The sequence below is a fragment of the Isosphaeraceae bacterium EP7 genome, assembly GCA_038400315.1.
Classification (GTDB): Bacteria; Planctomycetota; Planctomycetia; order Isosphaerales; family Isosphaeraceae; genus EP7.
Genome location: CP151667.1, coordinates 1,906,621 through 1,931,002 on the forward strand (window position 1 = coordinate 1,906,621; position 24,382 = coordinate 1,931,002).

At 65.7% G+C, this 24,382-nt stretch carries 21 protein-coding genes; 6 read left to right on the top strand and 15 right to left on the bottom strand.

The window, feature by feature from the left end; all coding sequences use genetic code 11:
• Positions 1-21: 21 nt before the first annotated feature.
• The 3 genes from EP7_RS07380 to EP7_RS07390 all read right to left on the bottom strand — a co-directional run bounded on the left by EP7_RS07380 (position 22) and on the right by EP7_RS07390 (position 2,693).
• Positions 22-1,098 (bottom strand): tetratricopeptide repeat protein, encoded by a 1,077-nt coding sequence (locus tag EP7_RS07380; protein WP_463527184.1) that lies wholly within the window; start codon positions 1,096-1,098, stop codon positions 22-24.
• Between the two features lie 92 nt (positions 1,099-1,190).
• A complete protein-coding gene (locus tag EP7_RS07385; protein WP_463527185.1) occupies positions 1,191-2,384 on the bottom strand; it encodes a DUF1559 family PulG-like putative transporter in 1,194 nt (397 codons plus the stop codon).
• Positions 2,385-2,474: 90 nt separating this feature from the next.
• Entirely contained in the window at positions 2,475-2,693 is a 219-nt protein-coding gene (locus EP7_RS07390; protein ID WP_463527186.1) for a hypothetical protein, read from the bottom strand.
• Between the two features lie 422 nt (positions 2,694-3,115).
• On the opposite strand from EP7_RS07390, the gene EP7_RS07395 reads away from it, so the two are divergent.
• A complete protein-coding gene (locus tag EP7_RS07395) occupies positions 3,116-4,327 on the top strand; it encodes an MFS transporter (RefSeq protein ID WP_463527187.1) in 1,212 nt (403 codons plus the stop codon).
• A gap of 18 nt (positions 4,328-4,345) precedes the next feature.
• Here EP7_RS07395 and EP7_RS07400 read toward each other — a convergent pair whose 3' ends face one another.
• The 4 genes from EP7_RS07400 to EP7_RS07415 all read right to left on the bottom strand — a co-directional run bounded on the left by EP7_RS07400 (position 4,346) and on the right by EP7_RS07415 (position 8,493).
• Complete coding sequence (locus EP7_RS07400; protein WP_463527188.1) at positions 4,346-4,675, bottom strand: hypothetical protein; 330 nt, start codon at positions 4,673-4,675, stop codon at positions 4,346-4,348.
• Between the two features lie 58 nt (positions 4,676-4,733).
• The gene (locus EP7_RS07405) at positions 4,734-5,582 is read right to left on the bottom strand and encodes a YheT family hydrolase (RefSeq protein WP_463527189.1); all 849 of its coding nucleotides are present in this window, start codon (positions 5,580-5,582) and stop codon (positions 4,734-4,736) included.
• A gap of 290 nt (positions 5,583-5,872) precedes the next feature.
• Positions 5,873-6,880 carry an NHL repeat-containing protein gene (locus EP7_RS07410; protein WP_463527190.1) on the bottom strand — a complete coding sequence of 336 codons (1,008 nt, stop codon included), beginning with the start codon at positions 6,878-6,880 and terminating at the stop codon, positions 5,873-5,875.
• A 1,100-nt stretch (positions 6,881-7,980) separates the two neighbouring features.
• Positions 7,981-8,493 (bottom strand): MogA/MoaB family molybdenum cofactor biosynthesis protein, encoded by a 513-nt coding sequence (locus tag EP7_RS07415; protein WP_463527191.1) that lies wholly within the window; start codon positions 8,491-8,493, stop codon positions 7,981-7,983.
• Positions 8,494-8,657: 164 nt separating this feature from the next.
• On the opposite strand from EP7_RS07415, the gene EP7_RS07420 reads away from it, so the two are divergent.
• Positions 8,658-10,061: a HEAT repeat domain-containing protein gene (locus tag EP7_RS07420; protein ID WP_463527192.1), complete on the top strand. Its 1,404-nt coding sequence runs from the start codon at positions 8,658-8,660 to the stop codon at positions 10,059-10,061.
• A gap of 91 nt (positions 10,062-10,152) precedes the next feature.
• Complete coding sequence (locus EP7_RS07425) at positions 10,153-11,085, top strand: uracil-DNA glycosylase (protein WP_463527193.1); 933 nt, start codon at positions 10,153-10,155, stop codon at positions 11,083-11,085.
• Between the two features lie 70 nt (positions 11,086-11,155).
• On the opposite strand, the gene EP7_RS07430 is transcribed toward EP7_RS07425, so the two are convergent.
• The 3 genes from EP7_RS07430 to EP7_RS07440 form a co-directional block, all read right to left on the bottom strand.
• The gene (locus EP7_RS07430; RefSeq protein ID WP_463527194.1) at positions 11,156-12,724 is read right to left on the bottom strand and encodes a protein kinase domain-containing protein; all 1,569 of its coding nucleotides are present in this window, start codon (positions 12,722-12,724) and stop codon (positions 11,156-11,158) included.
• A gap of 280 nt (positions 12,725-13,004) precedes the next feature.
• Entirely contained in the window at positions 13,005-13,454 is a 450-nt protein-coding gene (locus EP7_RS07435) for an RNA recognition motif domain-containing protein (RefSeq protein ID WP_463527195.1), read from the bottom strand.
• Positions 13,455-13,549: 95 nt separating this feature from the next.
• Entirely contained in the window at positions 13,550-14,806 is a 1,257-nt protein-coding gene (locus tag EP7_RS07440) for an ArnT family glycosyltransferase (protein WP_463527197.1), read from the bottom strand.
• A 149-nt stretch (positions 14,807-14,955) separates the two neighbouring features.
• Here EP7_RS07440 and EP7_RS07445 point away from each other — a divergent pair, with 149 nt between their 5' ends.
• Positions 14,956-15,978, top strand: a complete 1,023-nt coding sequence (locus tag EP7_RS07445; protein ID WP_463527199.1) for a hydroxyacid dehydrogenase — start codon at positions 14,956-14,958, stop codon at positions 15,976-15,978.
• Here the strand turns inward: EP7_RS07445 and rsmG are convergent.
• The 4 genes from rsmG to EP7_RS07465 are packed head-to-tail and all read right to left on the bottom strand — an operon-like array spanning position 15,972 to position 20,145.
• On the bottom strand, positions 15,972-17,411 hold the full coding sequence (gene rsmG, locus EP7_RS07450) for a 16S rRNA (guanine(527)-N(7))-methyltransferase RsmG (RefSeq protein WP_463527201.1): 1,440 nt from the start codon (positions 17,409-17,411) through the stop codon (positions 15,972-15,974). The genes EP7_RS07445 and rsmG overlap by 7 nt on opposite strands.
• Positions 17,412-17,458: 47 nt before the next feature.
• Positions 17,459-18,274, bottom strand: coding sequence for an ABC transporter permease (locus EP7_RS07455; protein WP_463527203.1), 816 nt, complete (start codon positions 18,272-18,274; stop codon positions 17,459-17,461).
• A 4-nt stretch (positions 18,275-18,278) separates the two neighbouring features.
• Complete coding sequence (locus EP7_RS07460; RefSeq protein WP_463527205.1) at positions 18,279-19,163, bottom strand: ABC transporter permease; 885 nt, start codon at positions 19,161-19,163, stop codon at positions 18,279-18,281.
• Complete coding sequence (locus EP7_RS07465) at positions 19,150-20,145, bottom strand: ABC transporter ATP-binding protein (protein ID WP_463527207.1); 996 nt, start codon at positions 20,143-20,145, stop codon at positions 19,150-19,152. Before EP7_RS07465 ends, EP7_RS07460 begins: the two co-directional genes overlap by 14 nt.
• 214 nt (positions 20,146-20,359) lie before the next feature.
• Here EP7_RS07465 and EP7_RS07470 point away from each other — a divergent pair, with 214 nt between their 5' ends.
• Together EP7_RS07470 and EP7_RS07475 are read left to right on the top strand one after the other, a co-directional pair.
• Complete coding sequence (locus tag EP7_RS07470; protein WP_463527209.1) at positions 20,360-20,743, top strand: BlaI/MecI/CopY family transcriptional regulator; 384 nt, start codon at positions 20,360-20,362, stop codon at positions 20,741-20,743.
• Positions 20,740-22,602: a M56 family metallopeptidase gene (locus EP7_RS07475; protein WP_463527211.1), complete on the top strand. Its 1,863-nt coding sequence runs from the start codon at positions 20,740-20,742 to the stop codon at positions 22,600-22,602. Before EP7_RS07470 ends, EP7_RS07475 begins: the two co-directional genes overlap by 4 nt.
• Positions 22,603-22,669: 67 nt before the next feature.
• On the opposite strand, the gene EP7_RS07480 is transcribed toward EP7_RS07475, so the two are convergent.
• Complete coding sequence (locus tag EP7_RS07480) at positions 22,670-24,232, bottom strand: B12-binding domain-containing radical SAM protein (RefSeq protein ID WP_463527213.1); 1,563 nt, start codon at positions 24,230-24,232, stop codon at positions 22,670-22,672.
• Between the last annotated feature and the right edge of the window lie 150 nt (positions 24,233-24,382).

Consider the following 24,382-nt stretch of genomic DNA (forward strand, 5'->3'; position numbering starts at 1 on the left):
CCTTCGATGGGGGCGTTCGCGTCAGGGAGAGAGGCGAACCGTCGCGGGATCGGCCTCGGCCGGCTGACGGGCCAGAGAATTCGCGGCCGGGGAGATCAGATCGGGGACGGGGACGGATGCGAGCCCCAGCCGGCGCCTGGCCTGCTGAAGAGTATAGGCCGGCTCGCGATCGGACGGCCTCAGGGCGGAGGCCCGCTCGAGCATGGGGAGGGCCTCGTCGGCCCGGTTCCTCCTGAGCAGGGAGCGGCCGAGTCGGAGTAACGCGCCGGCATGATCCGGGGCCAGGGCGATGGCCTCGCGCCAGCAACGCTCCGCGCCCTCCATGTCGGCCTCCGCGTGGAGGGCCTGGCCGAGCACGTCGAGCAGGCTCGGATCGGGGCCGCCCTCCAATGCCCGTTCCATGTACTTGCGCGCATCGGCCGGTCGGCCCGAGGTCAGGAGGTCGGTGCCCAGGTAGTACCAGAACGTGGTCGGGGGCTTCAGCGGCATCTCGCGCAGGTCGGGGTCGAGCACGAGCACTCGTTCGAGGGCCAGTGCGGCGGGCTCGTATTCCTCGACCCGATGGTGGACCAGGCCACGCAAGGTCTCGCCCGCCACGCGCGCCGAGTGATCGGGCAGGGCGGCCAGACGATCGGCGAGCGGGAAGACCTCGCGCAAGCGGATCAGGCCGAGGTAGGTCGCGGCCAGCCGGCGCAACGCCACGTCGTCATCGGGATTGGCTGCGAGCAGTTCCTTGTAGGTGGCCTCGGCCATGTCGTGCCGCCCCGCGGCCATCAGCGCCAGCGCGTGGACGTGGAGGTCCGCGGCGGGAACCGCGCCGGCCATCTTGTCGAGCGTGTCGGCCTCGACCGGCTTTCCCATGCGGTCCAGGCAACGGCCCGCGAGCAGCGCGGCCTCGCGATCCCCGGGCGTCGCCTCCAGCTGCACGAACGCGAAGCGGAGGGCGGACGGGAATTCGCCGCGGCCGTAGGCGATCTCGGCCTGATGCAGGGCCGCATGGCTCAGGGATCGGGCCCACCGACGGACCGACCAGGCGCACGAGACGGTCAGACACAGGGCGAGCAAGGCAACCGCGATGCGTCTCGATCGGGTGCGCACGGGGCCACTCTCCGGGGACGAGCAAGCCCGGCGGGCGCTTGGCCCGCCGGGCTTGGGGTTGACGGCATTCGTCACACCGATCGATCCGCCCATCAATAGGCGTCGGAGCTGATGACCTCGCCGCCGCCGCGGGTTCCGAGGGCCTGCCACGTCAGTTGGTTGACGGTGGACTTGATGAACTTCACCGACCCGTCCAGGAAGGTGGTGTTGGCTCCGCCGGGATGACGCGAGCTGGAGGCCACGGCGTTGATGGCCGCCGAGGTCGGCTGGCCGGCATCCTGGTAATAGCAGCTCAGCTTGTTGGGGGTGATGGTGTGGAAGTAGGTCGAAGACTGGCCGGACATCCACCAGTCACCCTTCCAGGTCCAGTTCACGGTCGCACGAGACGCCATGGTCTGGCAGAGGGCGCTGATCTGCGTGTCGGCAAGCGGGCCGGGGAGAATGGTGGTACCCAGGGTGCCGTTGACCTGGGCGGTGTAAATCTGGCCGAGGCCGAGCTTCGAGTCGGTGGGGGTCAGGCCGTCGCTCCGCACCCATTCGGAGAACATGGCGGTGTTGCTGGTGCCGTCCGTGATGGTGGCGATGCGTACGACGTTCTCGGCGCGAAGCGAGGTGTTGTAAGGGGCACCGATGGGGTTGCCGCTCATCCCCGAGACGCTCGCCGCGTTGTACGTCGGGAAGTACGTCGGCCCGTTGGTCGCTCCGCCGCCGCCGCCGGCCGCGAAGGGATTGGTCCCCGCGTTCGTGGCGTAGTTGTAGCGGCCGACCAACTGCTTGGGGCCACCGGGGTAGAAGACGAACCCGGTGAGGTTCGACAGCTCGGTGTCAGACGGGCAGAGGAACGCGGTAATCTGATTGCCCGAGGCGGTCATGTTCATCAGCGACCAGAGGTCACCGTCTGCATTCCCACCATTATAGGAGGCTCCGAGGTTGCCGCCCGGCCCCCCCCAGCGCTCGCCGATCTGGAAATTGATCGAGTTGTAGATCTGGGTCTGCTCCAGGTAGGGGAGCAGGCGGCAGAGGGTCGAGAAGGACGGCGCGCAATTGGTGGCGCCGCCTTGCGAGCAAGGAGAATACGGGATCATGGCGGGGGGCGTGGATTCGTTCGTGCTGAGGTAATTGTGGATCGCCAGCCCAAGCTGCTTCATATTATTGACGCACTGGATGCGTCGTGCAGCCTCGCGGGCCGATTGGACGGCCGGGAGCAGCAGGGCGATGAGCACTGCGATGATCGAGATGACCACCAGGAGCTCAATGAGCGTGAAACCGCGGCGTCGGAATTTCATCCGCGCGACCTCCGTTAAAACTGTGATGCCCGAGACATACGAATGAGACCTGGACGGATGGGTGGGACGGCTAAGTCCCCAGATGCCCGCTCACTTCTTGACGAGCGGCGTTCTCTTGGCCTTGACCTTGCCCTTGGCGTGCTTTTCTTGCTGTTGCTTGAAATAATCGGCCTGCGACTGAATCGGATTCGCCGTACCTTCTTCTTTGCCGACGACATCATTCGTCGTTGATGCCGAGCAGCCGGAAACTGCAAGGCAAGCGACCGCGATGAGGCCGGCCTTGAAGCGACCACCACGACTTCTACACATCCTTTGTCCTCCCGCATCAATGCAGGACACCCGACGGACGAGCCCGCACGACCAGGCACGGCCTTTTCCCGACTTGCGACGCGTCCCGATCCCGAATGCGCAGGGAGAGGCCGCGGCCGACAGGCCGAGTTTCTGGGGAATCAAGATAATCTGTCGTATCGGATGCCTTGAAGTGACGACCTCGCAGCGCGATTGTGAACCGGCCATGTTGTCTTGTCAACGAAAAATCCCGGAATATCTGCGACGCCAAATCGATCTTCTCGGACAGAAGTCACACCGATCAACCTCCGCTAGAATTCGGAGATCCATGCGGGTCGCCCGCTCAATTGGGCTAAGTCGTTCCAGCGATCGAGGATCGTCATTTTTTGAAGACTCCGTCCGGCAATCATCCTCGAGATGAATGGATTCTTCCGGGAGCACGGATGAGATCGCGAAAAACGTGGCGGATGTCCGGGCTGATGATGCTGATGTACGCGGTACAAGGGGCCTGGTGGCCCCTGCTCGCGTCGCACCTGTCGGACTGCGGGATTGGCGGGGCCGGCCGGGGCCTGATCTTTGCCACGATGGCCATCGCCTCCGTCGCGATGCCCCTGGGGGCGGGTCGACTGGTCGACCGCCTGATGCCAACCCAGCACTACCTGGCCTGGGCCTTCGCGCTGGGCTCGATCCTCCTCGGGGTGGTCGGATCGAGGCTGGCGACCGGCGCGCCGGCCCTGTTCGGCCTGTTCCTGGCCTACTTCCTGCTCTATGCCCCCTGCCACGGCCTGGCCAATTCGCTGGTCATGCGCAACCTGGACAGGCCGAGCGAGCAGTTCCCGGGCATCCGGCTGTGGGGAACTGTGGGATGGATGGCCGTAGGCTGGCTGGTCAGCGGCCTGATGGCCGCGACCGGGGGAACGGGGTGGGGGGGAGGCACCACGGTCGCGTTCTGGGTGGGCGCCGGGTTATCGGCCCTGGCCTGCGTTTACACCCTGACGCTCCTGCCGCACACCCCACCGCTCGACCTTGGGGGCGACGCGCCGAACTTGATCGGCCAGGCCCGCGAACTGCTGAGGCAGCCCGATGTGGCCCCCTACCTGGCCGTGGCGTTCGGGGTAAACCTGACCACGCCTTTCGTGTTCCAGGTGATGACGACCCACCTGGAGGCGATGGGCTTGCAACGCGCCTGGGTTTCCTCGGCGATGAGCCTGGGGCAAATCCCCGAGATCGGTGCCCTGGTCCTGCTGCCCTGGGCCCTGCGGCGCTTCGGCGAGAAGGCGACGCTGGCGCTGGGGATCGCGGCCTGGTCGGTGCGTTACGCGTCGATGGCGGCGGGCCCGCCGCTCTGGCTGGCGGTCGCGGGCATCCCGCTGCACGGGGTCGGCAACGCCTGCTTCACCATCGGCGGCCACGTCTTTATCGATTCGAAGGCACCACCCAGCCGGAGGGCCGGGGCACAGGCCCTGAATATGGTGGTCACCAACGGACTAGCCAATCTGCTGGGCAGTCTGGTCGCCGGCCGAATCGTCCAGGCCCTTCCTCCGGGCGACCGCCGCGTCTTCCTCGTCCCCGCCCTGGTCGACACCGGGCTGCTTATCTTCGTCCTGATGAGACTGCGAACGTGGAGAAATCGAGGGCCGTACCGGTCTGCCTGAGGGGCCGCAGCACGAGGATCAATGGGTGTCTTCGGACGTCTTCTCCTCGGCGGTGGCCTGCTGCTGGACCTTCTTGGAACGGGACCGGCGTTTGCGGGGGGCGGGGGGCCTGGCGGCCAGGGCCTCGTCCATGATCTCGGCCGACTGCTCGAGCTGCGACAGGAGTAAGGCCAGGAAGTGGAGCCGGGTGCCCTGGGTCTCGAGCAGCTCGTTGAACGCGTAGCTGCCGTCGATCAGGTCGTCGGCCTGCTCGAGAATCTCGTCGGCAAGTTCGTCGACGAGCACGTCTCGACCGCGTTGGAGGACCTCGACGGCCGCCCGAAATTTGTTCGTCGCGAGATCATTCATGGCCGATCCATCCTCAACTTCGGTGCCTATTCCGGCCCGGTCCGCAACTCGGAACAACTCAGACAAGTCGACCCTGCCAGCGGTTCGCAAGCCAGGCGATCAGACGTCGGTCCAGCCAATGGCGATCACGCCCCTCGCCCCGACGATCGAGGAAGCCGAGGTGGCCTCCATGAGGGGTCAATTCGAGGGACAGACCCGCCGGGAATCGCGCCTTTTCGAAACAGGTGACGGGGATGAAGGGGTCGTCGCGGGCCTGAACGACCAGGCCCGCCACTTCGATACGCGGCAGGTAGGCCGCCGCGCTGCTCTCGTTATAGTAATGGAGGGCGCCGGAAAATCCATCGCGGGGCGCCGTGTAGCGGTCGTCAAACTCGTACAGCGACCCCACAGAGGCCAGATCGCTGGCGGGCCCGCCGGGAAATTCGGCCTCAATTCTGACGACCTCGGCCCGCAATGATCTGAGGAAATTCCAGTCGTAAACCCGGTTCCTACCGCTTCGAATGCGCTCGCAACATGCTTCCAGGTCGATCGGGACGCCCGCGGCGAGCACGCAATCGAGGCCGATCAGGGGCTCGGCGGAGGCCTCACCCGCCAGCTTCAGCACCAGGTTGCCTCCCAGTGAAAAGCCGATCAGGGCAAGGGGCGAACCCGGGGACCGCTCAGTCAGCCACTCTGCAGCGCGACGGACATCCCCCGATCGGCCTGCATGATAGAAGTTGCGGGCGATCCCGAACCCAGGGCCCGCCCCGCGCAAGTTGAGCCTGACGCAGCGGACACCGCGAGCCGCGAGCTTCGCTGCGAGTCGACTGATGTAGGGGGCGTGCGCGCAACCGCCCAGGCCGTGCACGAGCAACGCGGCGGGCCGGCCGGGCTCCCAGCCGTCCGGACGCGTGTCGAAAATCGCCACCCGGTCGCCGTCGACAAGCGTGAGCTCGTGATAAGTCGACGCAATGGACGTTCGACGGGTCGGCCAGTAGCGCCCCAGGATCGTCTGCGTGTGGGGTCCACGCAGCCACCGGGGAGGGCGGAAAGGTCCCGCTGCATCCCCTTCTGAACGAGGCGGTTCATGCCGAACTTGCGTCGCCGGTGCCTGCATCATGATGCGTTCCGAGAGGCAAGCGGCAGGACAACTCACGCCGACTATCTGATCATACATACAGTAGAGAAGATTGTCCAGGGGATTCGGCCGATTCCCATTCAGCGGGCGATCTTGTCCGATGGGACGCAGAGGATCCGGTGGTTTTCCGTATCGCCGATGAAAAGGGTCCCATCCCATCCCGCCGCGACGCCGTGAGGTCGGCCCAGCGTGCCGGTCTTGTCGCGACGGAGCCCGCCCGCGACGGTCGAGATTGTCCTGGTCGCCGCGTCATAGCGTCGGATCGCGTCGTTCTCGGTGTCGACGATCAGGACGTTGCCCGAGCCGTCGACCTTCAATTCCTTCGGCCCGTTGAAGGTTGCGGCGAGAGCGGGGCCGCCGTCTCCCGAATAGCCCTTCGCCCCGGTTCCGGCGATGGTCCGGATCAGGCCATCGGCGGGGTCCACCGCACGAAGCGTATTCCCTTGTCGTTCCAGGACATAGACGACTCCATCGTGTCCGATCGCCACGGCACGGGCGCCGGCGATCGAAGCGAGGGAGGCGGGCCCGCCGTCTCCCGCATGGATTGCCTTGCCGGTCCCCGCGAAGCCCGAGATCAGGCCGGTGTCGAGCGCAACGACTCGGATCCGGTTGTCGCCGACGTCTGCAATGAACAGGCGACCCTTCCCGTCGAGGGCCACCCCATTTGGCTCGACGAGCCCTGCCTCCGCCGCGGGGCCGCCGTCACCCGAGCCGGCGGCTGATCCGTCGCCTGCGATGGTCTTAATGATGCCGGTCTTACCGTCCACCTTGCGAACACGGCGGTTGAGGCGATCCGCGAAATAGAGGTCGCCTTCGGGGCTCAAAGCCAGCCCATAAGGCTCGTCGAGCTGTGCGATCATGGCCGGCCCCCCGTCGCCGGCGAATCCTTTCTTCCCTCCGCCGACGACCGTCGTGATGACACCGTCGACGGCACTGACCTTGCGGATCCTGTGATTGAAGGTGTCGGCGAAGAGGAGATTTCCGGCCGCGTCAATCACGAGGTCGAAGGGTAAATTCAGCCGAGCGTCCGCAGCTGGGCCGCCGTCCCCCGCGAATCCCTGCTCCCCCGTGCCGATCGTCGATGGCAAGCTAGCCGGACTCGGAGAGAGGGTCGGAGAGAGGAGCATTGCCAGCAAACTGAAGATCGCGGCAAACATCAGGGTTATCTCCCCGGAAAGCGAAGAGGCATTGGCGGGGCATCGGGCCCGGACGGAGCGATGGTACCACCCCCGGAACGGAGGGGAAACTGAGCCGGACGCCCGACCATTCGGTTGCGGACGAGATGACGACGGGGCGTCCGGCTCAGACAACCGCGCCGGTGACGGACGGTCAAGACTCCTAGTCTTGGCCATCAATTGCCGGAGCGGCGACACAACAGGGCGTCGTGTGGGCGGTTGATCGGGGAATTCAGGCCTCGAGTCGGACCTCGACGAGCGACTTCTTGGCGGGCGAATCGAGCGTGATTGCCGCCCCTGAGCGTGCTCCTCGCATTCGAACTCGAGCCTCGGCGAGGGCTGGCGGGTCCAGAGCGGGGCAATCCCCAGTACCCGTAGTCATGATGATGTGAACGTCTTATGGGTTATCGGAGAGGAGCGGACGAAGAAGGCGGGACGCCGGAAGAGCGGAACCGACGCGGGGAGACGCCGACATGAAGGCCGATGCACGACCCACTACGGGCCGATGACTGACGCGTGACACCGGCCCTCGAAATTCGCCCTGCCTTCAGATCCGAGGAGTAAGGTCGCCCCTCCGAGAGCGGCCAAGGACGGGCACTTGTTCGATTCCGAAGGCCTCCGATCAAGGGGTGAGTACTCGCGAATAATGACAATCGCATCAGCAAGCGATGACTTGAATCCGGTCGGCCGCTGGCACGGGTTAGTTAGCCTACTTTGTCATACATGCATCACTCAATCCCCGCAAGTCTGCTCGGCGTCATGCCGCTTGTGGTGTGGATCTGGCACCTCATTCGGTGCACCGAGGCAACCCGAAAAGAGTCGCCCCGGCGATCGTTATCGAACTCTAGCTCGCGATCGACAGGAATGCTGAAATTGCAGTCGATCGGGAGGGAGACGGCTCGTGACAGCCGTAAATTGTGCAAGATCAGGCGGCCTGGGTGGCCGAATCCTCGTTCGACGGTTTGTCCTATCGGGACGCAGATGCAGGGCGAGGAGCGTCCCGAATCCTCGGATTACTTGCGAGCCTCACGGACGAGGTGAGGGAGTTCGGGGATGATGATTTTCGACATCGCGAGTTCCACAGCCGCCCGAGAGCCGGGCATCACGAGCACGACGGTCGCGTCCATCAGGCCGCCCACGGCCCTGCTGAGGATGGTGGCGGCCCCGATCTCGGCGTAGCTCAGCATGCGGAAGAGTTCTCCGTAACCGGGGAGCGGCTTGGTCAGAAGCGCCGAGACCGTCTCGAAGGTCAGGTCGCGCGAGCTGATCCCCGTCCCGCCCGTGATGAGCACGGCGTCAACGTCGGGTCGCTGGCCATAATGGCTCAGGAGGTTGCTTATCTTGTCGGGCTGATCCGGGACGATTTCGCGGCCGACAACGTGGTGACCGACCGCTTTCAGGAGATCGACGATGAGGCTGCCCGAGGTGTCGGTGTCGATGGTCCTGGTATCGGATACGGTGATGACGGCGACGGTTAATTGCCTGGGTGCCTCGGCCTGATGCTGCCGGACAGATTCACTGGTCATTGCTCTTCCTCCCAGTCGATGAAGTCACGCCAGTTCCCCCAAGATTCCATCGGTGCATTCCGGAAAAAAGAAGCTTCGTCGCCGCGCGCGAACTGCGATAGCATCGAATAAGGCGGGGCGCTGCGTCGTCCCCAATCGGGCGGATCGCCTAGGGAGAGACGACCATGACAGCGCGACGCGAGGGATTCGGGCGGAGGGCCATCGCCGGGTTGCTGGGCCTGATCCCGGCTCTCGGGTTGATCGACGTTGCCGGAGGCGATGTCATCTCGCTGAAGAGCGGAGGCTCGGTCCGAGGGAAGGTCTTGCCCGACCCCGAGAACACCAAGACGGTGACGATTCTGATGGAGCGGGGCAAGACCCCGCTCTCGTTCCGGAAGGAGCAGGTGGTCTCGGTCTCGCCCGAGCCGAGCATCCTCGACGAATACCTGCCCAGGCGACTTGCGGTCGCCGAATCGTCGAGGGCCGAAGACCAGTACGACCTGGCGGCCTGGTGCCAGGGCCACAAACTGCCCGATTTAGCCCAGGTGCACTACCAGGCCACGATCAAGCTCGACCCCGGCCACGACGAGGCGCACCGGCAGTTGGGCCATGCGCAGGTCGGTGATCGCTGGCTCACCCGAGACGAGCTCCGGCAGGTTCAGGGGATGGTCAAGCACAAGGGAAAATGGATCACCGCCGAGGAGAAGGACCGGCAGGAGGCCGACGCCGGGGCGCGATCACAGGAAGCGTCGTGGTCGCGGCGGCTGAAGATCTTGCATGCGGCGATCGTCGACGGCGGTGAGCCGAGGCGGACCGAGGCCGAGCAGCAGCTCCGCGAGATCCGCGACGAGAACGCGGTCCGCCCCCTTCTCAGGGCTTTCGGAGCCGAGTCGACAGCGATCCGCTCGCTCCTGGTCCGCGTGCTGGGTGAGATCCCGGGCAGCCGTGCGGGGACCGCGCTGGTCGAAGGCTTCCTGCACGAGGACGATGCGGAGGTCCGCCAGTCGGCGATGACCGAGATCGCGCGTCGGAAGGACGCCGGCTCGATCCCCAGACTTAGCAATGCCCTCCGCTCTCGCGACGTCCGGGTCGTGAATCGGGCGGCCTGGGCCCTCGGCAATCTGAAGGCAACCTCCGCGCTTCAGCGTTTGATCGGGGCCCTGACGACGGTCGAGGAGCAAGTCGTCTGGATGCCCACGGGCCAGGCGCCGCCACCGTCGAGCGTCGGTGTGATCGGTGCGGTCGCGCCGGCCCCTGCGTCGGTGGGCGGGTTCCAGGGGGGCCTCTCCGGGGGCGGGTCATACGCGTTGCTGACTCCCCCCGTGGTCGCCCCGGGCGCCGTCGCCTTCGGCGCGGCGGCGATGCCACTCGGCCCGACGGCCGACTTCGGATACAACGGGGCGATGTCGGCCGGTAAAGGGCCGATGCCCGTCTCCGTGCCTTACGTGAACCGCAATGTCGAGGTGCGCGAGGCCCTGATCAAGCTGACGGGGCAGGACTTCGGCTTCGACGCCCAGGCCTGGCGCCGCTGGATTGCCACGTCCTTCCGCCCCGAGGTCGCGCCCGCACGCAGCGTCCCCCAGCCCTGATCGCCGGCCGATCGCCCTTGTCGACCGTGGTGCCCGGCCTTAGGATCGGGCGATTGAGCCTGAGTCGGAGGGGACTGAACGGGAGATCGCGTTGCCTGATCCGTGGGCCGATGAGCGTGTGCGACTGATCCGGGCGACTCGCCAGCGGCTGGAGTCGCTCCGCCGCGCGGGGCTCGACTGGCTTCCCATCCCCGCGCTGCCCGCGGCCATCGATCGACCCGCGCGGGTAGTCCGCGTCGAAGTCGTCACCGCGTCCCCCCCCAAACCCACCATCCCGTCGGTCACTCCCATGGCGGCTGCCATCCCCAAACCGGCGCCGATCGTTCCCCCCAGGGGTCCGAGCACGGCGGCCCCGAGCCTTTTGCCGGCGGGGAGTGCTCCACTGCTGCTGCCCGGTTCGTTGTTCGAGGAGTCGAGCATTGGTGGCGTCGACCTGCCGCCGGCCGGACGGATCGAGGCCCTGCGAGCGCTGGCGGCCGAGGTCGCCGTCTGCCAGCGTTGCCCGATCCTGGCCTCGACACGAACCCAAACTGTCTTCGGCGTCGGCGACCCGTCGGCGCGGCTGATGTTCGTCGGCGAGGCGCCCGGGGCGGACGAGGATCGCACCGGGGAGCCCTTCGTGGGTCGTTCCGGGGCCCTGCTCACCGACATGATCACGAAGGGGATGGGCCTGGGACGAGATCAGGTCTACATCGCCAACATCTTGAAGTCGAGGCCGCCGGAGAACCGGAACCCGACCCCCGAGGAGGTGTCCAACTGCCTTCCCTTCCTGGAGCGGCAGATGGAGATCGTCAGGCCCGAGTTCCTCTGCCTTCTGGGAAAGACGGCCGCCTCGACCTTGCTCCAGACAGCCTTGCCCATGACCCGATTGCGCGGCAAGTGGCACCGATACCGGGGAATCCCGACGATCGTCACCTTTCACCCGTCATACTTGCTTCGTTCGCCCGAGCACAAGCGCGACGCCTGGGAAGACCTGAAGATGCTGATGCAAGCGATGGGCATCCAGGCCCCCGCCCGCAAGTGATCGGCGCAGCGCCGGCGCTCGCCTTGTCGATTCCGGCGGGACGAAGAGAGCCCCAGCTCGCTGCGTCGGCCTAGACGACCGGGGCGAGCTGGACGACGGAGTCGACGATCTCGCGCATCTTGAGCGGCTTGACCAGGACGATCAGGCCGGCTTCCTCGGGGATCTTGGCCGCGAGGGCCTTCTGCTTGGGACCGAGCAGGACGACGGCGACGAAGTCTCGCCCTTCCTCGCGGGCCTTCCCGTGCATGGCAAAGAATGAATCGAGGGCGCTGGAGCCGAATCCGTCGGCGTCGAAGACGAGCGCGTCGGGTCTGGCTTCTTGGTGGCGCTCGACGGCACGCTCGGGGTCGTTGACGAGCAGAACCTTGTAGCCCATCTTGGCGAACGTCTTGCGGAAGGCGTCGCGGATTTCTTCCTGGAACTCGACGCAGAGGAGGGTCTTCGGCCGGATGGCCTTGACCTCGAAGCTCTCTGGCCTTGATTCCTGGGGCAGCGCGTCGTCCTCGTCGTCGTCATCGCCATAGAGGGGTGACTCGAACGACTCCTCATCGGGCGGCAACTCCTCCTCGACCTTGACCCTGGCACGGGGTGTTTGGCCGGGGGCCGTCGAGGGGGCGGCATCCGGTTTCGAGGCGATGTAGGCCTCAAGGTCGGCGACGACCCCGTCCATGCTCTGGTAACGCTGCTTGAGGTCGACCTTCATCATCTTCTCGATGATCCGGCTGAGCTCGCCCGAGGGGGCGTGACGCTGCTCGCTCAGGGGCTTGATCGAGTTGATGCCCCGCTTGAGCATCTTGGCCAGCGGGTCCTTGGTCTCGATCTCGGGCAGCGGGAGCTGGCCGGTAATCATCTGGTAGAAGACGCAGCCCAGGAAGAAGATGTCGGAGCGCGGGTCGCCCTTAGGGCTGGCGCAGGTGCGTTCCAGGGCCGAGTAGTCGACCGTTCGCTGGCCGTGGGCGGTGGCCATCTTCTTGTCGTCTTCGATGGTCGCCAGGCCGAAGTCGACGAGCTTGGAGATGCCGTTGGACGCGATGAGGATGTTGGTCCCCTTGATATCGCGATGGGTGATGCCGATGCTCTGCGAGTGCTGGAGGCCGCGGGAGAGCCCGAGGATGAGGGGGAGGGCCTGGGCCTCGCCGATGTTGCCGCGGATACGGAGGAAGTCCCTGAGATTGGACCCCTCGACGTATTCCATGGTCATGTAATACGCCTTGTCGCTCTCCCCATATTCGTAGATGCGCACGATATTGTCGTGCACCAGCCGGATGCCGGCCTCGGCCTCCTTGATGAACCGGCCGACCGCCGCGGGGTCGGCGGCGAACCGCTGGCGGAGCACCTTGATGGCGACGGGCTGGCCGCCGTGGACCTTGACGCCGCGATAGACCCGAGCGAAGCTCCCCTCCGCGATGTGGAAGAGGACCTTGCAGCCGCCGTAGAAGAAGCCCGAGAACTCCCCCTTCTTGAGGCGGTCGAGCTGCCAGCTGGTGATGTTCCCGCGGCGCAGGAGCACGCTGCTGACGGCCTTCAGCGAGCCATCCTCGGCGTCGATCCGGGCTTCGTAGGCCTGGTCGCGGTCGATGAGCCCGATGCGCTCGGCGTTCTCGAGCAGGGCCTGTCCGTCGATTTCCATTTCGGGCATGGGCCCATTCCCCGCGCGGCCGTTGAGGAGAGGAGGGTCGCGTCGTCAGAGCGTCGGTGGTGGACGCACGCCTTCGCGGACGGCCAATGAGACATTCAGTCTAACAGGCCGGGGTGCCCACGCAACATTGGAGCGGGTCGCGGGGCGTCGAACAGACCCCGGGGTGGGATGGGGCAATGCCTTTCGAACGAGGGCAAGGCCGGCCCGTTCAAGGTCGGCCCTGCGTGACGATCGCGGTTAGGGTTGCTACCTTGCGAGAGACGAGCGGGCATCCAACGGATCAATAACGGCCGCCACCGCCGCCGCCATAACCGCCACCATAGCCACCGCCGCCGCTGCCACCACCGTTGCCGCCACGGCCGCCGCCGTAACCACCACGGCCGCCTCCGCCGCCGCCGTAGCCGCCGCCATAGCCGCCACCGCCACTACCACCGCCGCCGTAGCCACCGCCACCGCCGTAACCACCACCGCCGCCGCCCGGACGGGGCTCGCGCGGACGGGCTTCGTTGACGGTCAGATTACGGCCGCGGAAGTCCTGGCCATTGAGGCCGTTGGCCGCCTCGTCGGCGCCGCTGGCCATCTCGACGAACCCGAAGCCCTTGGAGCGGTTCGTGTCCCGGTCGATGATGATCTGCGCCGAAAGGACCTCGCCGAATTCGCTGAACAGCTCAACCAGATTATCTTCCGTCGTGTCGTACGTCAGGTTACCGACATAGAGCTTCTTGGCCACTGTCCGTTCCCCTGCAAAAGCGTTCTGGCGAGGCTAGCGTCCTAACGGCTAATGGTTCCCGCGCCAAGAGCGGCAATTCTTGAGATTAGCGTCTGTCAGGAGTTCTTGCACCCGGAAATTCGCCGAAATTCGGAATTCTTTTCCGCCCTCCTGGGGAGCCTCGCGCCGGCCGCCACGAGCGCCAGGGCGGGGACGATCGGCGCCCTCATCCGCAGGTCGGTCCAATAAGCCGCATGCACGCACGCCAACGCAACGGCGACCAGCGGGGCCGCCGCCGATGGCCACGATCGCAGCCCGGGGCGCCGCAGCCCCGTGGCCGCCGCGAGCCAGAACGGCAGGGTCCACAGCCCCGTCGCGATGCGCAAGTGCCATGGATAGACGGCCCCGGATGGTGCCAGCCCCCAGAACCGCCCCTCGCGAGCCACCGCAGACCTGGCGAACGCCCGGGGATCCGCCCGGATCGTCGCCAGGGCCGAGGCACGCAGCCAGCGATCGGCCTGGGGTTCCGTCATATGATACGTTGCCGCGGTAATCTGCCCGAACCAGTCCGCCTGGCCCGGCCCCGACCAGACGGAGCCGGGGGGCCCGTCCACCACTTCGGCGTAATACGCAGGGTTGTTCGCCAGGGCCAGGGTGTAGCCGCCATGCGTCGTCGTGAAGACGGGCTCGCCCACCGCCGCCAGATTCCGGGCCGCCCACGGGGCGATGGTCAGCATCGTGGCCAGAGCCATCGCCGTCGAGCGTGCCAATCGCGCCCGGAGGTCGCCGGGCCCGAGGGCCGCGGATGCACAAGTCACTAGCGCCGCGCCCGGCAGGAGGCTCGGCCGGCAGAGCGCCGAGAGGCCGAACGCGACGCCGCCGAGGAATCCGCCGCGAAGGCCCGGGCGCGTTGTCGCCGCCAGGCTGCAGGCCACCAGGAGAGCCGCGAGGGTCTCCGTCATCACCGACCGGCATTGGACGGCGAGCACCGGATCGAAGGCCACCAGCGACGCGGCGACCAGCGCGCGAGACGGCGACAACCCCATCCCGAGGGCGGCCCGGTTCGTCAGCAAAACCGTCCCCGCGCCGAGAGCCAGGTGCAATGCGGCCACGCCCCAGGACAGCCGATCTCCGAGCCCGGCAACCAGCGGCGCCAGCACCAGGGGATAGAGCGGCGGGCGATAGGCCGTCGCACGACCGTTCAGGCTGAGGCCACGCCCTTCGGCCAGGCTGCGGGCCAGCGGGAGGTAGTTATCGGGGTCCTCCATCGGCCGGCCCGATTGCATCGCGAGGAGGCCCAACCGCAGCAGCAGGGCCGCCGCGACGATGAGGGTGAGAAGGCCGGGTTTCCAGCGTGAGTCGACGCGATCCATCAAGGAACTCTCTGGGCGTGCTCGATCGGGCGATCCGGAGTCCATTCTAGCCCTTGGAATCGTCCGGGCGCTTCGATTGTGATAGAAGGGCAACCAGGACGCTCCCCTCGAAGGAGCAGGTTTCCAGCCTCTCGCCGCGAGCTCGACCCATGGCCCAGCGACCGATCATCCTCTCCCTGACCTCGATGCACGAGGCCGGCCTGAGCCTCCTGCGCGAGCGTTCCGATCTGCGGATGGCGTCGGGCATCGACGCTGAGACGCTCAGACGCGAGGTGAAGGGGGTCGACGGCCTCATCATCCGCACGGGCGGCGTGGTCGACGCGGCCCTGATGGATTGCGGCGACCGCCTGCGCGTGGTGGGGCGGCATGGCGTGGGATATGACGCGATCGATGTGCCCGAGGCGACGAAGCGCGGGATCGTGGTGGTCTATACGCCGGGCGCAAACACCGAGAGCGTGGTGCAGCACGTCCTGGCGATGATGATCGGCTTGTCGAAGCACTTCCCCAAGATGGCAGCGGCCTTGAACGCGGGGGACTACCACGCGCGGACGAAGATGGTGGGGCGCGAGCTGACCGGACGGACGCTGGGCATCGTCGGCTTCGGCCGGATCGGCCGCCGGGTGGGCGAGACGGCGTTCAAGGCGTTCGGCATGAAGGTGCTCTACAACGATATCGTGGCGGCCCCGCCCGAGGTCGAAGCCCTGGCCGGCGCCAGGCGTGCGAGCTTCGAGGAAGTCATCGGCTCGTCCGAATACGTCACGATGCACGTCCCGCTCGACGCGTCGACCCGGCGGATGATTGACGAACGCGCCATTTCCCTGATGCGTCCCGACTGCATCCTGATCAATTGCAGCCGCGGGCCGGTCGTGGATGAGCAGGCCGTCGCCAGTGCGCTCGACGCCAAAACGCTCTGGGGCTACGGCGGCGACGTCTTCGAGGTCGAGCCGCCGCCCAAGGGCCACCCGCTGATCGGCCGGCTCGACGTGATGCTCACGCCCCACAGCGCGGCGCAGACCGTCGAGGGGCTGAGTAACATGGCCCGCGAGATTGCCACCGACGTGCTCGGAGTGCTCGAGGGCAAAGCCGCCTTGAACCCGGTCAATGATCCGGCCGAGGTCGAGGCCATCCGCCAGAACCTGGGGAAGGGGCCGTTGGCCTGGAGCCCCTACTGAGGTTTGCGGGCACACGCGTAGAGGGCGATGGCCGTCGCCGCGGCGGCGTTGAGGGACTCGACCTCGGGCGCGATCGGAATCCGGCGGGTGAGACCCGCGCGAAGGTGCTCCGGCAGGCCGGGCCCTTCGACGCCGACGACCAGGCCGAAGCGACCGGGGAAGGGTTCGGAATCGAGGGTCGGGCCCTCGGTGGCCAGAGCGATCAGGGGGGCGCCGCTCACCTTCAGGTCGCCGATCGAAGGGCCACGCAGCAAGGGGACCTGGAACAGGGCGGTGCCGGCGGCCCGGGCCGACTTGGGGTGGAACGGGTGGGCGGCCTCGCGGAGCAGGACGACCCTGGAGACGCCGAACGCTGCGGCCGAGCGGATGACGGCACCAACGTTCTCGGGGTCCTGGAACGGGACGAACAGCGTGCAGCCGTCGGGCCACGGATCGAGGTCGGACCAGTCTGCCATCTCGGGGGTTCGGACCAGCAGGATCGGCGCATGAGTGCCGGCCACGTCCAGCTCGCGGAAGAGCGGCTCGGCCAGGCGGAGCCAGAGCGGGCCGGTCCCCAGTTCGGCCGGAGGGGGCGGGCCATCGGCGGTCGTCAGCCAGCCCTCGACGGAGCCGGCGCTATGGGCCAGGACCTCGGCGATAATGCGTTGGCCCGAGATCAGCGCCTTGGCCTGCTTGCGGATGCCTTTGCCGCTGAGCAGGTCGCGGGCCTCCTGGAACGCCGGATTCGCGGCGCTGGTCGCCTCGCGGATCGGCCCGAGGTAGATCCTCGAAGGCTTCGAATTCTCGACGGCCCCTTCCAGACGTTCATAAACGACCAGGCGGCGGTCGTGAGGGGTGCCGGGAATCGAGTAGGCGTGGTCGGCGACGAGGCGGAAAGAGCCTTCGTGCGACGTCTTCGCCTCCTTGATCTCGGCGTCGCAGTCGGGCCCCTTCATGAAGATCATCCGGCCGCCCACCCCCAGGCAGTTGGCCACCCGGTCGAGGGTCTCGGGGATGGTGGCCACGGCGCGCGTGATGACCCCGGCGGCGGCGTGCGGGAACTTCGAGCCGACCTTGCCGGCGTAGACGTCGACCCCCTTCAGGCCCAACTTGCGGCAGACGTCGACCAGGAACTCGGCGCGGGCGCCTCTCGGCTCTGCCAGGATCATCGGCGTGTCGGGGCGGGCGATCTTCAGGGGGACACCGGGCAGGCCTGGGCCCGAGCCCATGTCGACGAGCGGCCCCGGCAGGTCGATGAACTTCAGGACGAGGAGGCTGTCGACATAGTGCTTCAGCACCATGTTCTCGAAGTTGTGGATCCGGGTCATGTTCAGGTCGGGGTTGGCCGACCTGAGCATCCCGTGATAGGCCCAGAGCTGGTCATATTGCGCCCGCTCCAGCCGGATCCCGCAACGTTCGATGATGGCCTGGAGGGACGATCGGCTGGGAGACATGATGGCGGCCTGCGATCCAACGGGTAGGGAGGTATCTCGATCGTCGATCAACTGCTGGCGCTGCGATAGGACCGCATCGCCTTGTGGAAGAAGGCGCGGCTGGCCCAGAGGCAGCAGACCGTGGCCAACACTGTGAAGCCGACCATCCTCCAGTCGAGGTACCGGACCATCGCGTCGGCCGGGACATTCACGACGAGCAGGATGGGCATGAAGAACGTGAAGAAGACGCCGATGGGCGAGGCCCAGGTCCCGGCGAAAATCTCTTTGGGGTAGCGGGCCAAGCTGCTGAAGAGCCACCACATCTCCATCAGGCTCTGGTTGCGCACCAGCCAGACCGACAGCGACGTGAGGGCGAGCATGAACGAGTAGGCGATGAAGACACCGCAGGCGAACGTGACCGCGAAGGCGCCGAGACGTAGCGGGTCGAATTCCCAGCCGAGCTTCCAGAGCGAGACGGCCATCAGGATGCCGCCCATCGGTACGTTGGGGGCGGTCGCCCAGTCGAGCCGCCGACAGGTGACGAGGAATTGTTCGTCGATCGGCTTGAGCAGCAGGAAGTCGAGGTCGCCGGTGCGGACCAGCTCGGCGAACTCGTTGCAGTTCTCCAGGAAGAGCGTCTCGATCAGGCCATTGAGCGCGAAGAAGCAACCCACGAAGAAGAGGTACTGCCACTCGGTCCAGCCCGCCACCGTACTCGTCTTGCCGAAGACCGTGGCGTAGAAAGCGAGCATGATCCCCAGCCAGAGGATCTCGACGAGGAATTTGACGAGGAAGTTGCCCCGGAAGGCCATCTCACGGGCCAGGGTGAACTTGCTCAGGCTGCCGTAAAGTCGGGTGTAGCGCATCATGCCGGCGATGGACACGGGGTCAGCCTCCGAAGGCGCTGTAGCGTTTCAGGCCGCGGCGGAAGGCCGAGCGTGCCATCGCGAAGAAGACGGCGGCCCAGAAGAGCTGGCCGAGCAGGCCGAAGACCAGGGCCCAGCCCTTGACCTTGCCCAGGAAGACGACCGAAGAGAAATAGGCCATGTACTGGAACGGCAGCGCCTTGAGCAGGGTCGACCAAGGGGCCGGCAGCAGGTCCAGGGGCATCATGTGGCCCGAGATGAAGAAGTTCAGCGTCATCGTGATATACAGCAGCGACGTGATCTCGAGGAACCAGAACCCCGCCAGGCCCATCGCGGCCTCGAAGTAGAACCCGATCACGAAGGCCAAAAGCAGCGAGACGACGTAAGCCGCGAAGGTCAGAGGGTCGGGCAGGCCGTCGAAATAGCCCCGGCAGATGTAGAAGAGCAGGGCATAAGGGCCGGCCGACGTCACGATGTAGGCCACCTTGTGCGCGGCACGGTACGAGAGCAGGTAGGCCAGCATGTCGACGGGCTGGATCAGGTAACGCTTGAGCGTCCCCTCGCGGATCTCGCGGGCAATGCCCGATGCCAGCCCCGGCATGCTGGAGAACATGCGTGTGATGTTCGTCAGCAGCAGGTAGGCGATGGTCTCGCGGAAGCTGAAGCCGTTGATCGACTTGGCCCCGGCCCCCTCGTAGATCGCCCTCCAGAGGAGGATCGTCGTGAGCATGGGGAGGAACCGGAGCAGCGTGCCCAGAATGAAGTCGGCCCGGTAGGTCATCCGCTCGACGAGCGAGGCGCGGAAGATCTTGAAATACTTGATGAGCGCGGGCCGCGGCTTGTGAACCGGCGCGACGTAGCTGGGGGCGATCGGCGGCGCGAGGGCCGAGGTGTCAGGCGGCGTCATGGCTGGCGCGGCCCTCCTCGAAGACCCTGGCGATGATCTGTTCCAGCGGCGGGTCCTGCACGCTCACGTCCACGACTTCCTGCTGGTCGAGGATCGCCGCCAGCACCGCGGCCACCTTCGACCGGTCCACCTTCAGGTCGACCGAGGGGCCGAGAACGCGAGTGATCTCGCCGAAGCGGGCGAGTTCCTCGGTTGGGACGGTGTCGGTGAACTGGAGCTTGACCACCTTGTCCCGGCCGAATTTCTCGGTGATGCCCGAGAGCGGCCCGTCGTGCACCAGCTTGCCATTGGTGATGACCAGCACCCGCTCGCAAAGCGCCTCGATGTCGCGCATGTAGTGGCTGGTCAGCAGCATCGTCACGCCGCGCTTCGCGTGATAATCACGCAGGCATTTCTGGATGGCCACCTGGGCGATGACGTCCAGGCCGATTGTCGGCTCGTCCAGCAGCAGCAGTTGCGGCTGATGCAAGAGCGCCGCGATCAGCTCCATCTTCATCCGCTCGCCTAGCGAGAGCTCCCGCACCGCCTGCCGCGTGAGCTTCTCGACCCCAAGCAGCTCGGTCAGCTCGGCGAGCGTGGCGTTGAATTCGCTGGCGGGAAGCGAGTAAATCTCTCGGTGGAGCTGGAAGCTGTCCTGCGCGGGCAGGTCCCACCAGAGCTGGTTCTTCTGGCCCATGACCAGGGCGAACCGCCGCCGGAAGGCGTCTTCACGCTTCCAGGGGGTGAACCCCAGGACGTCCGCGGAGCCGGCCGAGGGATAGATCAAGCCCGAGAGCATCTTGAGCGTCGTCGTCTTACCCGCGCCGTTGGGCCCGAGGAACGCGACCATCTCGCCCGGCTCGATCGAAAAGCTGACATCCTTGACCGCCGCAACTTCCTTGTACTCGCGGTGGTAGAGCCCGCGAAGCGAGCCCATCAGCCCTTCCTGCTTCTGAAAAACACGATACGTCTTCGTCAGCCCGCTGGCCTGGATCAATGGCATCTGCTGGCTCTCGACCCTCATTGGATTGGGAAGAGACGCCATCATGCCCGAAGCCCGCCGCCCGACGCAATGCCGAGCGACGCCAACCGCCCTCACCTTCACCCGTGTCAAGGAGGCGGATTCGACATGAGTTGGAAATATCATCCTGCCCAGATTGACGGCGTTCATTTGAACGCTAAGATGACTTACAGTTGAACGCCAACAAGGAGACCGGATGTCTGAACGTCCCGTACCAGCGAAGTCGGAACTCGAGGTCGCCCGAATCGTCTGGGAGCTCGGAGGGGCGACCGTGCGTCAGGTCCTGGACGCCCTGCCCACGGAGCGCGGCCTCGACTTCAAGACCGTGCAGACCTACCTACGGCGGCTGGAAGCCAAGGGGTATCTCCGGACCGAGCGTGAGGGTCGGAGCAATGTTTATCGACCGATGATTCGCCCGGGGCAGGTGATCGGCGAAGTCTTCGACGACTTCCTCAATCGGCTGTTCGACGGCCGGGTTCTGCCGCTCTTCGAGCATCTGGTGAACGACCGCGGCTTGTCCGTCGACGAGCTGAAACAGCTCCACGAATTGCTGGACCGACTGGAGGGCGAATCTCCATGAGTACGGATTTCGACGACCTCTCGAAGCTCGCCTGGGCCCAGTTGTGGCAGTTGACGATTGTCGGCCTGATCGTCGGTGCGGCGGCGAGGTACTTGGGTCGAAATCGACCTCAACTGGCCTACGCGCTCTGGATGCTCATCATCTTCAAGGCGATCGTGCCTCCGGTCTGGGGCAGTCCGGTTGGAATCTTCAGCCGGCTGATGGTGAACGAGCCCGGCTCGCGGCCTGTCACCTTGCCGACCCCGATGCGAAGTTCGCCCGCGCTTCCGGGGTCGTCCACCGGCGCACGAACCGCCGATCTCACGCCCGTGATTGAGAACCTGCCGGGCGTGAATCTCGGAAAGGTCGAGGCACGAACTGGACTCGTTCGCTCACTCTTCTCCATCTGGATCGTTGGCGTGTTGCTCGGCCTCGCCTTCGTGCTCACGAAGCAGGTCGCCTGTTTCCTGATCATCCGGCGGTCGAGAGGTCCCGCGGATGCTCAACTCAGCTCGGAGCTAGGAACACTCTCGGACCTGCTGGGGATGAGGCAAAACGTCCGACTGGTCGTGACGTCGAGGCCGATCGGGCCGGCCGTTTTCGGCCTCTTTCGGCCGACGATCCTGCTGCCGGAAGCCCTGCTCGCCAGCCAGAGTCCGGAGCAGGTCCGCATGATCCTGGCCCATGAGCTGATCCACGTCCGGCGGGGCGATCTCGCGGCCGGGAAGCTGCAACTGGCCGCTCAGTTGATCTGGTGGTTCCACCCCTTGGTCTGGTGGGCGAACCGGCAAGCCACCCTTGAGCGGGAACGTTGTTGCGACCGTGAAGTCCTCGCGGGCCTCGAATGCAAGCCCGTGACGTATGCGAAAGCCCTGCTTTGCGTCCTGGAGCAGAAAAGACGTCTGCGGTCGCTCGTCGCGTTACCGGGCGTGCGTGCGATGGAAGTCACTTCCATGCGATTGGAGTCGATCATGAAAGACGCGGCAACCCATCCGAAGCGTGCGGCCCTCGTGGCCCGGCTCGCGTTCGTCGCGGGTGCAATCCTCCTTGTCCCGGGGGCAGGCCTGGTGCTACGAGCCGGGCCGTCGGAGGAACAAACACCGAACGGAGACTCGCCCAAGGCGGCTCAGCCCATCCGGGGAGCCTCGACGGCAAAGGACGAAGCATTGAAGCCCCAGGCCTCAACGGCGGCTCAGGTCCCAAAGCCCCAGGCCTCAGCGGCGGCTCAGGTCCCGAAGCCCGAGGAAGTTCCGGGAACCGAACGGGCGGATTCAGTTCTGGAACGTCTCGGCGATTATGTCGCTCGGGGTGTCTTGACCAACCCGCTCGTCCCCTTTATCCGCCAGGCATTAAGGCTGACCGGTGATCAACTGGCGAAGGTGAAGCAACTCGAAGTCATGAGGTCCGCGAACCTACAACGAGCCCCAGCCGATATCGTCCTGCAACTCAAGACGGCCGGAACGAAAGAGGCGTTCTTTAAGAAGCATCAATTCGAGGTGAACCGCGCGGCCGGCAAAGGGCTGGTCGAAATCCTGACACCCCCACAGTGCAGGAGACTCGAGCAGATTATCCTGGACGGCGATGGTGTCAGGGCCTTCCGCTATCCGGACGTCCGGGCGGACCTACACCTGACAGCCGATCAAGAAGTAAAAATCGACGCAATCATCGACGGGCTCTTCGCCAAACTACGAGAAATCGAGAAAAGCCCGGGTGGCCAGCCGAATGATTACGAAAGTTCCATGGCCCTTGAGGGGAAGGTCCAACCGCTTTGGAAAGGGGCATTTGCCGAAGTTCTCGCGCTCCTTGATCCCGCACAGCTCGCACGATGGAAGACGATCGTTGGAGAGCCGTTTCGCGTCGACGAGCCGGAGCCGAAGTAATGAACCAAGGGCGTAAACGAAGCGAGCCGGCGGGTTGATTCCGCCGGCTCGCCTGGAGATTATTCGCTCAGAACGAGTTATAAACCGGCGTCCTGCCGCTGGCCATCTGCTTGGCCATGGTGTGGGCGTGGTAGTGCTGGGCCATGTGGATGAGGTAGAAGATGACGATGCCGGGGTCGCGACGGGTCTTCAGCAAGGTGTAGAGACGCTTGCGGTATTCCTTGCGCAGATAGGCCTCGGGCACCATGGTCATCAGGCGGTAGAAGAGGCCCAGAGATTGGCCCGTGAACAGGGCCTGGGTCTTGAACCACTCCCAGGGGTGCTTCTTCCAGAACCGTTCTCGGCCCATTCCCACCACGAGCTTGCGCTTGATGTACAGGGCTTCCAGGCGCTCGAAGTACTGGTCGCAGTCATAGAGCTGATTCATCACCCGGACGTAGCCCTCGCGCAGCTCCTCGCGGCTGAAGTTGACCGGGATGATGTTGGTGCCGAACTCGGGCTGGTCGGACGGGTCGAGGCGGCCTTCGGCGGCGAGCCGCGCGTGCAGCGGGGTCTTGGGGATGGCGTAGAGCATGCCCGTCATGCTGAAGGCGATGTTTGCCTCCTGGATGAACTGGTGCTGGGCATCGAAGATCGACCGGTCGTCGTTGTCGAAGCCGATGATCATGCCGCACCAGACCTCGATGCCGGCGTCCTGGATCCGGTGCACCTTCTCCATCATCGTGCCGCCGCTGCGCACATTCTGGAACTTCTTGGTCTCGCGCAGGCTGTCTTCGTTGGGGCTCTCGATGCCGATGAAGACGCTGATGATGTTGGCCTCGACCATCAGCTCCATCAGCTCGGCGTCGTCGGCCAGGTCGATCGAGGCCTCGGTGAAGAAGGTCAGGGCGTAGTTGTTCTGGATCTGCCAGTCGATCATCGCCCGCAGGACCTTCTTGATCTCCTTGCGGTTGCCGATCAGGTTGTCATCCACGATGAAGACGATGCGCATCTTCTGGGCGTGCAGCGCGTCCATCTCGGCGATCACCTGCTCGACTGTCTTCAGGCGAGGCCGGCGGCCGAAGGTGACGATGATGTCGCAGAACTCGCACTGGAACGGGCAACCGCGCGAGAACTGCAGGCTACCGAAAGCGTAGTGCCGCATCTTCAGGAGGTCGAACCGGGGGACCGGCACCTTGGTCATGTCGGACTTTTCAAGCTGCTCGTACCGGACCTGATGCAGGCCCTGCGACCATTCCCTGAGGAACTGGGGCCAGGTGTCCTCGGCCTCGCCGATGAAGATGACGTCGGGCACGTCTTCGAAATAGTCTTCGTCGACGGTGACCAGCGGGCCGCCCACGATGCAGAAGACCCCTCGGCGCTTCAGCTCGGCGAGGATTTCCTTCATCCTGAACCGCTGGACGCTCATGCCGGTGACACCGACGATGTCGGCCCTGGCGCAACGCTCCCAGTCGATGGCCTCGACGTTCTCGTCGATCAGGGTGACGGTGTGCCCCTCGGGGGTCAGTGCGGCCAGCAATGGGAGGCAGGCCACGGGGAGGTTGGCGCGCTTGCCCATCATGGGCAGGGCGTGCTCCATCCCCCAGTAGGAGACCTCGAACCGGGGGTTGATCAGGACGATATCAGCCATGAGTGAGCGTCTCCCGTCGGCCCTTCACGGGCAGCAAGGCGCCCCCGGGTGCCCCGCGCCTTGGACCCCCGAGCGGGCGTTCCCCATCTTATCGACATCGCCAATCCGGCCAAAAGGGGGCTGTTCGGCCAAGCCCCCAATTCTGCCCTC

Bases quoted from the DNA above. Each gene is read 5' to 3' on its own strand.
- EP7_RS07385 (WP_463527185.1), bottom strand. From the start codon at position 2,384: ATGAAATTCCGACGCCGCGGTTTCACGCTCATTGAGCTCCTGGTGGTC.
- EP7_RS07390 (WP_463527186.1), bottom strand. From the start codon at position 2,693: ATGTGTAGAAGTCGTGGTGGTCGCTTCAAGGCCGGCCTCATCGCGGTC.
- EP7_RS07395 (WP_463527187.1), top strand. From the start codon at position 3,116: ATGAGATCGCGAAAAACGTGGCGGATGTCCGGGCTGATGATGCTGATG.
- EP7_RS07400 (WP_463527188.1), bottom strand. From the start codon at position 4,675: ATGAATGATCTCGCGACGAACAAATTTCGGGCGGCCGTCGAGGTCCTC.
- EP7_RS07415 (WP_463527191.1), bottom strand. From the start codon at position 8,493: ATGACCAGTGAATCTGTCCGGCAGCATCAGGCCGAGGCACCCAGGCAA.
- EP7_RS07420 (WP_463527192.1), top strand. From the start codon at position 8,658: ATGACAGCGCGACGCGAGGGATTCGGGCGGAGGGCCATCGCCGGGTTG.
- EP7_RS07430 (WP_463527194.1), bottom strand. From the start codon at position 12,724: ATGCCCGAAATGGAAATCGACGGACAGGCCCTGCTCGAGAACGCCGAG.
- EP7_RS07440 (WP_463527197.1), bottom strand. From the start codon at position 14,806: ATGGATCGCGTCGACTCACGCTGGAAACCCGGCCTTCTCACCCTCATC.
- EP7_RS07445 (WP_463527199.1), top strand. From the start codon at position 14,956: ATGGCCCAGCGACCGATCATCCTCTCCCTGACCTCGATGCACGAGGCC.
- rsmG (WP_463527201.1), bottom strand. From the start codon at position 17,411: ATGTCTCCCAGCCGATCGTCCCTCCAGGCCATCATCGAACGTTGCGGG.
- EP7_RS07460 (WP_463527205.1), bottom strand. From the start codon at position 19,163: ATGACGCCGCCTGACACCTCGGCCCTCGCGCCGCCGATCGCCCCCAGC.
- EP7_RS07465 (WP_463527207.1), bottom strand. From the start codon at position 20,145: ATGCCATTGATCCAGGCCAGCGGGCTGACGAAGACGTATCGTGTTTTT.
- EP7_RS07470 (WP_463527209.1), top strand. From the start codon at position 20,360: ATGTCTGAACGTCCCGTACCAGCGAAGTCGGAACTCGAGGTCGCCCGA.
- EP7_RS07475 (WP_463527211.1), top strand. From the start codon at position 20,740: ATGAGTACGGATTTCGACGACCTCTCGAAGCTCGCCTGGGCCCAGTTG.
- EP7_RS07480 (WP_463527213.1), bottom strand. From the start codon at position 24,232: ATGGCTGATATCGTCCTGATCAACCCCCGGTTCGAGGTCTCCTACTGG.